The sequence below is a fragment of the uncultured Sunxiuqinia sp. genome (assembly GCF_963974515.1).
Lineage (GTDB): Bacteria > Bacteroidota > Bacteroidia > Bacteroidales > Prolixibacteraceae > Sunxiuqinia.
The window spans coordinates 1-10,069 of sequence record NZ_CAXBDD010000119.1; the positions used below are offsets into that span (position 1 = coordinate 1).

Below are 10,069 nucleotides of genomic sequence, written 5' to 3' on the forward strand. Positions count from 1 at the left end.
TAACAAAAGTAATATTCCTAAATCTTTTCCTGTTATTTTTATGCATCCTTAATGCTGAAAATGAAATTTAACGATCTCAACAAGCAGTACCAAGCCTACCGTCCCGAAATTGATGCGGCTATCCAGTCGGTGATTGACTCGGCTTCGTTTATTCACGGCAAAGAGATTCAACTTTTGGAGGAAAAGCTGGCTGATTTTACGGGGGTTAAACACGCGCTGGCATGTAGCTCAGGAACCGATGCGCTTTTACTCTCGCTCATGACACTGGATGTGCAGCCTGGCGACGAGGTGATTTGTCCGGCATTTAGCTTTATTGCACCGGCATCGATGGTCAGCTTTTACAAGGCCCATCCTGTTTTTGTGGATGTCTCGCCCATCGATTTCAACATTGACATTCATAAAATTGAAGCCAAAATAACACCTCGCACCAAGGGAATTATTGCCGTTTCGCTTTACGGGCAATGTGCCGATTTTGAAGCTATCAACCAGATTGCAAAAAAACATGGACTTTGGGTGATCGAAGATGGTGCCCAATCGTTTGGTGCCACTTACCATGGCCAACGTTCCTGCTCGCTGACTGATTTGGCCACCACCAGCTTCTTTCCAGCCAAGCCGCTGGGCTGCTATGGCGATGGCGGGGCCATTTTCACAAACAACGACGAGTGGGCTGGCAAGGTAAAAATCCTTCGCTCTCATGGACAAGAGCAGCGATACAAACACAAGCTTATCGGAATCAATGGACGAATGGACACCCTGCAAGCTGCCATTTTACAGGTGAAGTTGAAAAATTTTGAAAAGGAAATCAAAACCCGGCAACAGGCAGCCGCGCTTTATTCATCCCTGCTGAACAATCAGGTGCTTTTGCCCGAAGTGGCTGATGGCCGCGAAAGTACTTGGGCGCAATTCACCATCATGATCGAAAACCGCGACCAGATTCGGGAAAAGTTGGCCGAAAAAGGAATTCCAACAGCCCTGCATTATCCGGTAATTTTACCAAAGCAAGAAGCTTTCCGGGATGAGATCTTAAGCAATGAACGGTTTGAAGTAGCTGATTTGCTTTCCGAAACAGTGCTTTCGCTTCCCATCCACGGATTTATTTCCAAAGAAGAGATTGAATTCGTATCAGATGCTCTAATTGGACTATTAGAAGATCAACCACACGGAGACGCAGAGAAGAATTAATCTTCGCAACCTTGCGCCTCTGCGGTAAAAAAATATTTAAAATGGATAAATCCTATTTTGCACACGAAACAGCTATCATTGACCAGGGAGCACAAGTTGGCTCCGGCACCAAAATCTGGCACTTTTCGCATGTGATGGGCTCGGCTCAAATTGGAAAACACTGCATTTTTGGTCAAAATGTGTTTGTGGGCGGAAAAGCCCGGATTGGCAACCGTGTAAAAATCCAAAACAATGTCAGTGTTTACGATTCGGTAATTTTGGAAGACGATGTATTTTGTGGACCAAGCTGCGTATTCACCAATGTAGTCAACCCGCGCTCATTCGTCGAACGAAAAACGGAATTCCAGCAGACCTGGGTTGAACACGGCGCTTCGATTGGGGCCAACGCAACGATCCTATGTGGCGTGCGAATTGGCGCATATGCGTTGATCGGAGCAGGAGCCGTCGTCACCAAGGATGTCAAGCCTTTTGCGCTGATGCTTGGCGTTCCTGCAGAACAAAAGGGATGGGTGAGCCGCGTAGGTGCCGTGTTGGATAAAACGCTGACTTGCCCTGAAACCGGTGAAAAATACGAAGAAAAAGACGGACTATTAATCCGATCCTCATCAAAGGAAGAATCAAAATGAGCACGATAAACACTGGAAAAACATATGGACTGATTGGAGTTGCCGGCTACATTGCTCCCCGGCATATTCATGCCATAAAAGAAACGGGCGGACATCTGTGTGCCGCCCTGGATAAGTTCGATAGCGTTGGCATCCTGGACCGGTATTTCCCGGAAGCCAGTTTCTTTCTGGAGCCCGAGCGTTTTGACCGCTACCTATACAAGCGTCAGCGCCAAGGCAATCCGCTGGATTTCATCTCCATTTGTTCGCCCAACTACTTGCACGATGCCCACATTCGGATGGCACTGCGAAACGGCTCCGCCGCCATATGTGAAAAACCACTGGTATTGAATCCCTGGAATGTGGACGCTTTGGAGCAACTGGAAAATGATACGGGCCAAAAGGTTTACAATCTCCTTCAGCTAAGACTACACCCCGCTATTGCCGCACTAAAAAAAAGAGTTGATCAGGCCACGCCCGACAAAATATACGACATCGATTTAACCTATATTACTTCGCGTGGAAAATGGTACCATGAAAGCTGGAAGGGCGAAAAAACAAAATCGGGTGGAATTGCGACCAATATCGGTATTCACTTTTTCGATATGCTTCAGTGGATTTTTGGTGAGCCTGAGCAAAACACAGTTCACATTCATCAAGCGGATCAGGGAGCCGGCTTCCTGCAACTCAAAAAAGCGCGGATACGCTGGTTTCTAAGTCTAAACTTTAACGATATTCCACAGGCGGCAAAAGAAAGAGGACTTCAAACCTATCGGTCCATTTCGGTTGATGGAGAAGAAGTTGACTTCAGCAGCGGATTTACCGATTTGCACACCCTGAGCTATCAGCATATTTTGAACGGGGAAGGATTTGGACTTCACGATACCAAACCCTCAATTTCGATAGTCCATGAGATAAGAAACCTTGAGCCCAAAGGACTAACAGGCGATTTTCATCCGCTTTTAAGGCAATAGAAAAGCCGCTTCTGGGGGGAAGCGGCTATTTGGTGTTTGCTGTTTTATTATTAAAACAAGGGGTTAATTGAGAATATTCTTGTACTGACTGTTAACCAACTCCGGAAGAAACCCGGCAATCAAATCCAAGGCTTTCTGACGGTCAACTTTCGATAGGCTAATCACTTCCTGCCTGCCAAGCTCTTGATCATTGATTACCTGAGCATTCAGGTTTTCCGGCACGATCATATCTGCTACGTTCATCGGCCGTGCGCCAAATCCTTTTTCAGAGTTCACATACTTCACTTCAAAATAATTGGTGCGGATGATATATTCTTCACCTTTTTTGGTTTCTTTCAACAAAACCTGAACGGGTCGTTTTGATTCGCCATAGGTGATTTCCCAACTTTGCTGAAAAGCTTTTGTGGGTTCGAAATTTTCTTTTGAGGAAATCTTATAATCATCAACAAAAGTAGTCTCTCCGCCAGCAAAAACGCTTAAAGAGCATACAAACAAAGCAACAAGTAAAAAGCCGATAATTCTGTTATTCCTTTTCATGACAAATTGTTTTAATGATTTATTGTTGTTTCAACACTGGCAAAAATAGGCTGGTAAAAATCATTAAAACCTGACAAAACGCATAGTTCTTTTTTGTTAAAAAGAAACCACTTTCAAATTAAAAGTAAAAAATCAATTATTGATCACAAAAATTGATTTTAAATGAACTTAAAGCCGATGAAATAAAAAAAAGGAGGCAAACATCTTATAGTTTTTAAAAAACATGTTCTAAAGCATATATTCCCTTAACGCAACTATTACAGAAGACATATGCGTGAGATATCATCCAAAAATTAATCTTGAATGAGACTAAAAAAGTCACACTAAAGCACCCATTTAAAATTGAAAGCAAAAACCTCCCTTTTAGCTATATTTATTTTAAAGCAGAAGCATCTCATCATAAACTATGATTATTTGACACGTAAACTGAAAGCAATAAGTACAGATTCCTGTGAGTTTCAGCGTAACACGACAGCTCGGCACAAAAAAAGCTCCATAGGAGTTTCCATGGAGCTTTTTTGCAGGCAATCACCCGGCAACTACTTTTTCTTCTTCTTGGTCACAAAATAGATACCGGCTCCGACCACGATTACAGCAACAACAATCAACACCACAGTGGTTGATGAGCTACCCTGGTCTTCCTCAGCCTCGTAAAACACCGGATCCATGTCATCAATCGACAAGGTATCCTCCATTTCAAACAGATCCTCCTCTGGCTCCTGTGCTGCCACAGGGCTCAATGCGCCAACGGTAAGCATACCGAAAAGCGCTAAAATCAATAATACTTGTTTCATCTTATTCCTCCTTAGTTATTATTCCTGTCTAATTAAATGTATTCAGATATTCCCAATACTTATCCACGATTTCGGGATGTGTTTCTTGGTATGTTTCAGCCAGCGCCCGAATTGCAGGTTTGTATTTTGGATAAATCCGCAAACAGGTCTTCAGAAGCTCCCGAGCTCGTTCCGGCTGCGTTTGATCATAGATCTCCGCCAGCTCAACATAAGCACTAAAAAATTTAGGATTCACTTCCAGCAAGTGCTCAAAATAATACTTAGCAACTACCACATCGTTCTCCTGAAATGCCAGCTGACCCATCAGTTTCAGTGCTGGCTCATAATTCGGATTCACACTTAACGCGCTTTCAAGCGCTTCTTTAGCCTCCGTACTTTTACCCTGCAAACTTAAGCTTTTTCCCAGTCGATAATAAATATGCTCGTCCTTTTTGTACTGAATCAATGCTTTCTTAAAGTTATCTTCAGCTAAGGCATAGTTTTTATTCCTGTAAGCTTCGAGTGCGAGCCAAGAGGCTTTTGTCCTTCGCTTTACCACTGCACACAACGGCACATTATCCACCTCAACCACATGTATAGTTCCCTCGGGCGGAAAATTTCCATTCATCAGCTGTCCCGGCTGAATGTAACTGTTGCCAATGATCGCATAGTCCCAATTTTTATCGTTTCGAAACTGGTATTGAAACTGTTCGAACCGAAGATTGGGATGATCACGCAGATACCATTTCACCGGAAAATTGCTGCCAACCACCAGACGCCCTTTCAAATTATTCTCACTCAAGTAACCACTGAGCCATTCCGCACCACTTCGCATTGTGTGGTAATAATAGTCGGTTTCATATTTTCCGTATGCACCATTCACCCCCCCAACCAACTGGTTATAATACAAATAATAATACGGATGGGATTTGGTCATAAACCTAACCGGATGAATTAACAGGCCAACAAAAACAACAACGACAGCCACCTTCACCCACTTCAATTTCGCTTGAACCAAAAATTCATTGATTCCGATAGCCGCCAAAATAACCAAGCCGGGATAAACGAACTGAAAATGCCGCCAGGCCCCGTAGAGATTCGCTTTCAATAAGATGACATACAAGACGGGAAATATAGTCGTTAGGATCAAGAAACCATACGTGATCCGGTGCCTTTCGCGAAGCACCGATTTGGAATAAAAGATAAACAATACCAGGCCGGTAAAAACAACCAAAGGAATAGTAATCAGCATGTACTTGGGCAGATAGTACCACGGCTTCAGGTCGGACCACACAAACTGGCCTTCAAAAATCTGACGAATGGTCGTTGGAAAATCAGTCATGACCTGGTACGATTTCCACGGATTGACGATCGGGTTTTGAAGCGCGTAGGGCCACAACAAAAGGCCAAGTAAATACCCTGCAGCCGAAAACACCAGCAACTTAACAAACGTGCGCTGAACATCGCCCCATTTTATTTGCCTTCGGTCGAAGTACTCAACGACATAGAAGAGCACTCCGGCGAAGAGCAAATAAAAGGCTAATAAGATTCCTCCTGCCCTGATACTGACGGAAAAAGCAATACTCGCAATTAAAAGTGAAATCGAAATTGGTGAGCTTGACTTAAATCTGGCATAGGTTAATTTCAGTGTATAAAACACACCGGCAATATAGGCCAGGGCAAAAGGAATGTCTTTTAAATTATTTTGTAGATGCCCGAGAAAACGGGGCGAAACAGCAAACAGAATAAGAGTGATGATTCCGGCACGGTAGCCTTTTAGCCAAACGGCAAACCAGGCTGCAACCACAATACATAGCCAGCCAATAAAACTGCTAAACAAATGCCGAAAACCATACACATCTTCAATACCAAACCAATGGATCAAAATGGTAGCCATATTATCGGGCGTTTGTCCGTAATATTGAAGATGCGTCTGAGGGGTGTTCAGGGCATCGCGGTCTTTGCCAAAGGTGGCAAAGTACTCGAAAACTTCTTCCGAATGTAAATAATGAACCTCCTCGTCGCCCGAAATTCCGGCATCGCGGCTAATGAACAGTAAGCTCACCAACAGCAAAAATGCAGAAGCAAAGAATAATATTTTCAGGTGGTGTTCACGCATTATTTTTCTTCTTCGGATTGGTAAATCTTTTTGATAAAATACAACGGGCGTTTTTGCGATTCTTTATAAATCCGATAAACATACTCGCCCACAACACCAAGGAAAATCAACTGGATCGACCCCAGAAAATAGATGCTCAAAACGGTTGAAGACCATCCTGGCAAAGCAAAGCCTGCAAATTTAGCGGCCAATACATAAATGCCGGCCAGCATAAAAACAACCGTTCCCACCATGCCCAAAACGAGGCAAAGCCGGATGGGAAACTTGGAAAAGGAAAAAATCGCATCGGCTGCCAGTACAAATAATTTTCCCAAGGTCATTTTGGGTTCGCCCTGCAAGCGGTCTTCACGCACATAATCAACGGCCCCCTGCTTAAAACCAACAAAACTGCGCAGACCAGGCAAATAGCGCACTCGCTCTTCCATCGACAGAAGCGCTGTCAGTGCTTTTCGGTTCATCATCGAAAAGTTTCCGGCATTTTCCAGATCTTCAATATTGGCGATGGTTTTAAACAAAAAATGAAACACACCGGTCAGCCAGTTCTTGGCCTTATTTCCTTTGCGCCCCGACCGCGTGCCATTAACAATGTCGTAATCCTCTTCAGTTAGCTTTTGGTGCATTTGCTTCAACAGCTCAGGCGGATCCTGTAAATCGCCGTCCATCATGGCAACATAATCACCCGAAGCGTTCTCCAGCCCCGCTGTAAAGGCAGCCTGGTGCCCAAAATTTTTGGAAAGTTGAATCACCTTTATTCGCTGGTCATGCTGCTGGTATTTCACCAACCGGTCTAAGCTGGCATCAACACTTCCATCATCAACCAGAATCAATTCAAAATCGGGCGCAATCTGCTCCAGTGCTTTGACTGTCCGGGGAACTAATTCGTCAATCAGCTCTTCTTCGTTGAATATTGGAACCACCAGCGAGATCATATTTTATGTCCTTTAAGTTAAACGCTTCTCAATACCGTCTGCTTTTGAAAGGGAAAGCCCAATGGCTTCCCCAATCTTGGTTTATAGAGGTTTAGTTGGCTTGATCGTTTTCATCAAGCTTTATGCGGAGTTCCCGGCACAGGTACCGGAAATTCCATATCGACAGGTCCAAATTGTATTTCTTTGGGCCCCAAATCCATATCCGACTTAAAAATTTCATCCCAGGTCACTTTCTGTCCGGTATAAGCCGCGGTCCTTCCCATAATGGCTGTCAGTGTTGAATTGGCAGTCTGCTCAGCTTCATTCACATACTCTCCCGTCCGGATGGCATGAACCAGATGCATATGTTCCTGCACATAAGGCGGAATTTTTACTTTATTCATCGCTTGTCCGTCTTCGCCAACCGGGTACTCGAACTTCCACTTCACCGACCCATCCAGGTTCCAGATGGTATTTTGACAGTTTGTATACCCTTCCGTTCCCACCACCATCTCGCCGGTTCCGTTGGCACAATTGTCAATCTGACGGCTCATGCTGTGCGAACTCACGCCATTTCCATAGTCAAAATCTATACTGAAAAAGTCGTACTGATCACCAGTCAGACGTCGTGCGCGACCACCATAACCGATGGCACTCTCAGGCGTACGGCCAACAAACCAGTTCACCACATCGATGTTGTGTACATGCGTATCCAGAATATGATCGCCACACAACCAGCAGAAGTTATTCCAATTCCGGACCATGTAAGTCATATCATCCCAGCCCTCTTCGCGTGTGCGAAACCAAACGTGGTTCTGATTCCAGTAGGCTTTGGCCGAAGTGATCTGACCAATCGCACCATTGGCTACCTGTTTGTAAGTTTCAATATAATCTTCCTGATGGCGGCGCTGCGTGCCGGTTACCACGTTCAAGCCAATGGCCTGGGCCTTTTTTGCCGTGGCAATCACCGATCGGATTCCAACCGGATCAACAGCCATGGGCTTTTCGAGGAAAGCATGCTTTTGTTGCTTCACTGCTTCTTTAAAATGTTCGGGACGAAACTGGGGAGGTGTAGCCAATAGAACCACATCAACCTCCTCAAGAGCCATCAATTTTTTGTAGGCATCAAACCCAACAAAGCAGTTTTCCTCCGGGATCGGCCGTTTGTAATCGGCGAACCTTTTTCGGCAGGCATCAATTTTATCCTGAAAAACATCGGCTAAAGCCACAATCTCCAAATCCGGCCCGGCGCTGATAAAGTTGATGGCTGCTCCCGTTCCCCGGTTTCCGGCTCCTACCAAGCCAGCACGAAGCTTTCTCCCTGCCGGGGCAGCTTTCAAAATGGGCGGCAAGCCCAGAGCGTCAGCTCCTTTGGAGTTTTTGCAGGACGAAAGAAACGCCCCCGCTCCAATAGCCCCAATTCCTGCCAATGCAGTTGTTGCTTCCAAGAACCGACGCCGGTTAATATTTTTTGATTGTTTCGTCATTGATTAAAGCTTATTTGTTATTCAATTGTTTCATCTACTTCACAAACCACGCGGAAACCAACTTCCACGACATCAGAGTACCACCAAATTGATTTTGGCATCTGCGGATCAGTCATTAACCAGGCTTTAGTCTTGGTAAAATCACGAGCTGCTGAGCGCACATCCTTGGCATCGCTGTTGAACGAGCCTCCCCGAATCACATGCTCCCTACCTTTGGCTGGCCCCCTCGGATTCACAACGATTTCTTCGCCGGCGTAGGCCTGGTAAATATCGGGATCGTAATAATCAAGACAGAACTCGGCTACATTGCCTGGCAAGTTTTTAAGCCCAAAAGCATTGGCTTTCACTTCGTCCGGATACTTCGTCATTCCCCGGCTATTCTGCTCGTAAGCAACGTACGAATTAATCACGGTCGTATCAGGTGAAAACAGTTTCCTTAGAATTCCTTTGGACGAATAATCCTTCGGACTTCCTTCGAAGGGATACGGCGTTTGAGAGCCGGCACGACAAGCATACTCCCACTCAGCCTCAGTAGGCAAACGATATTTCTTGCCCGTTTTCTGACTCAGCCAGCGACAATACGTATTGGCAGCATGCCAACTCATGGTAATAGCGGGGCGCGCTCCACGGCCCCAACCTTGGTCAGGCGCCCCCCAGGGCGGCGTTGGCCCGGTTATTCCATCTACTTCTTCGTCAACATCCACCGCTTCTTTGCGCCCTTGCGAAGATGTAGCGTTGAAGAATGCAAGGTACTCTTCCCAGCTCACTTCCACTTTCCCCATCCAAAAGCTTGATACCTTAGCTTGAAAAACGGGGCCTTCATCTGTATCACGCAGCGGCTCCCCCTCCGGACTCCCCATTTGAAAGGTTCCGCCGGGAACAGCTACCATTTCAAACGATACACTGGTTCCAGGAACTTTCTCTGTAAAATCTTCAAAAGATTCCACCCGGGCCGGCTCTTCGTAAATCTCCACAGCCTGGCTGGCCAACTGCCCAAAGTTTAAATTGTGCTCGTGTTTCGCATTCGGATCGTGATGTCCAACATGCAGGTGACAATTGATGCAGCGCAGTTCCTCTTTACTCGTCAAATAATACAAATGAGCATCATCGCCTTCCGGCGAAAGGGTGGTTGGAAACAAATTCTGATGACATTTCAAGCAGGCATCCTGGTAAACAAATTTTTTGGCATTCTCGAGTTTCCGCTTTTCCTCCCAATGATAGTCAGCGCTGTCTTTAAACAGCATGCCATATACGTCTTTAAAACCATGCTTGGCCTTGGCCGCCAAATGTCCGTGCCCCTTGGGAGGAAGGTGACATTCAATGCAATGGACTATCACTCCGGATTTGTTATTGTAGTGCGTTGAAAGTCTCCAGCTTTGCTCGGCATGCGGATGCACATGACACGACATACAATAGTCGTCCGTCGAAGTGTACTCCATCGCTTTATTTCCCATGCCAATTACCACCACGCAAGCTATTGCTCC

9 protein-coding genes are annotated in these 10,069 nt (G+C 45.5%); 3 read left to right on the forward strand and 6 right to left on the reverse strand.

Annotated elements, in window-relative coordinates; genetic code table 11:
- Nucleotides 1–60 precede the first annotated feature (60 nt).
- Genes AAC033_RS16830 through AAC033_RS16840 form a run of 3 tightly spaced genes read left to right on the forward strand, consistent with a single transcriptional unit; the run spans nt 61 to nt 2,761 of the window.
- Nucleotides 61–1,182: a DegT/DnrJ/EryC1/StrS family aminotransferase gene (locus AAC033_RS16830; RefSeq protein WP_339740254.1), complete on the forward strand. Its 1,122-nt coding sequence runs from the start codon at nt 61–63 to the stop codon at nt 1,180–1,182.
- Between the two features lie 41 nt (nt 1,183–1,223).
- Entirely contained in the window at nt 1,224–1,808 is a 585-nt protein-coding gene (locus tag AAC033_RS16835) for an acyltransferase (RefSeq protein ID WP_339740256.1), read from the forward strand.
- Nucleotides 1,805–2,761, forward strand: a complete 957-nt coding sequence (locus AAC033_RS16840; protein WP_339740258.1) for a Gfo/Idh/MocA family oxidoreductase — start codon at nt 1,805–1,807, stop codon at nt 2,759–2,761. The genes AAC033_RS16835 and AAC033_RS16840 overlap by 4 nt, the downstream gene beginning before the upstream one ends.
- A 63-nt stretch (nt 2,762–2,824) precedes the next feature.
- Here the strand turns inward: AAC033_RS16840 and AAC033_RS16845 are convergent, their stop codons facing one another.
- The 6 genes from AAC033_RS16845 to AAC033_RS16870 all read right to left on the reverse strand — a co-directional run.
- Nucleotides 2,825–3,298 carry a hypothetical protein gene (locus AAC033_RS16845; RefSeq protein WP_339740260.1) on the reverse strand — a complete coding sequence of 158 codons (474 nt, stop codon included), beginning with the start codon at nt 3,296–3,298 and terminating at the stop codon, nt 2,825–2,827.
- 539 nt (nt 3,299–3,837) lie between these two features.
- Nucleotides 3,838–4,092 (reverse strand): LPXTG cell wall anchor domain-containing protein, encoded by a 255-nt coding sequence (locus AAC033_RS16850; protein ID WP_339740262.1) that lies wholly within the window; start codon nt 4,090–4,092, stop codon nt 3,838–3,840.
- Between the two features lie 28 nt (nt 4,093–4,120).
- On the reverse strand, nt 4,121–6,190 hold the full coding sequence (locus AAC033_RS16855) for a tetratricopeptide repeat protein (RefSeq protein WP_339740264.1): 2,070 nt from the start codon (nt 6,188–6,190) through the stop codon (nt 4,121–4,123).
- Nucleotides 6,190–7,119, reverse strand: coding sequence for a glycosyltransferase family 2 protein (locus tag AAC033_RS16860; RefSeq protein WP_339740266.1), 930 nt, complete (start codon nt 7,117–7,119; stop codon nt 6,190–6,192). The genes AAC033_RS16855 and AAC033_RS16860 overlap by 1 nt, the downstream gene beginning before the upstream one ends.
- Before the next feature lie 113 nt (nt 7,120–7,232).
- Nucleotides 7,233–8,585: a Gfo/Idh/MocA family oxidoreductase gene (locus AAC033_RS16865; RefSeq protein WP_339740268.1), complete on the reverse strand. Its 1,353-nt coding sequence runs from the start codon at nt 8,583–8,585 to the stop codon at nt 7,233–7,235.
- A 17-nt stretch (nt 8,586–8,602) separates the two neighbouring features.
- Nucleotides 8,603–10,069, reverse strand: a 1,467-nt coding sequence (locus AAC033_RS16870) for an SUMF1/EgtB/PvdO family nonheme iron enzyme (RefSeq protein ID WP_339740270.1), incomplete at its 5' end; no start/stop codon positions are given.

Excerpts from the sequence above, each read along its gene's own strand:
- AAC033_RS16830 (WP_339740254.1), top strand. The coding sequence starts at position 61 with ATGAAATTTAACGATCTCAACAAGCAGTACCAAGCCTACCGTCCCGAA.
- AAC033_RS16835 (WP_339740256.1), top strand. The coding sequence starts at position 1,224 with ATGGATAAATCCTATTTTGCACACGAAACAGCTATCATTGACCAGGGA.
- AAC033_RS16840 (WP_339740258.1), top strand. The coding sequence starts at position 1,805 with ATGAGCACGATAAACACTGGAAAAACATATGGACTGATTGGAGTTGCC.
- AAC033_RS16845 (WP_339740260.1), bottom strand. The coding sequence starts at position 3,298 with ATGAAAAGGAATAACAGAATTATCGGCTTTTTACTTGTTGCTTTGTTT.
- AAC033_RS16850 (WP_339740262.1), bottom strand. The coding sequence starts at position 4,092 with ATGAAACAAGTATTATTGATTTTAGCGCTTTTCGGTATGCTTACCGTT.
- AAC033_RS16855 (WP_339740264.1), bottom strand. The coding sequence starts at position 6,190 with ATGCGTGAACACCACCTGAAAATATTATTCTTTGCTTCTGCATTTTTG.
- AAC033_RS16860 (WP_339740266.1), bottom strand. The coding sequence starts at position 7,119 with ATGATCTCGCTGGTGGTTCCAATATTCAACGAAGAAGAGCTGATTGAC.
- AAC033_RS16865 (WP_339740268.1), bottom strand. The coding sequence starts at position 8,585 with ATGACGAAACAATCAAAAAATATTAACCGGCGTCGGTTCTTGGAAGCA.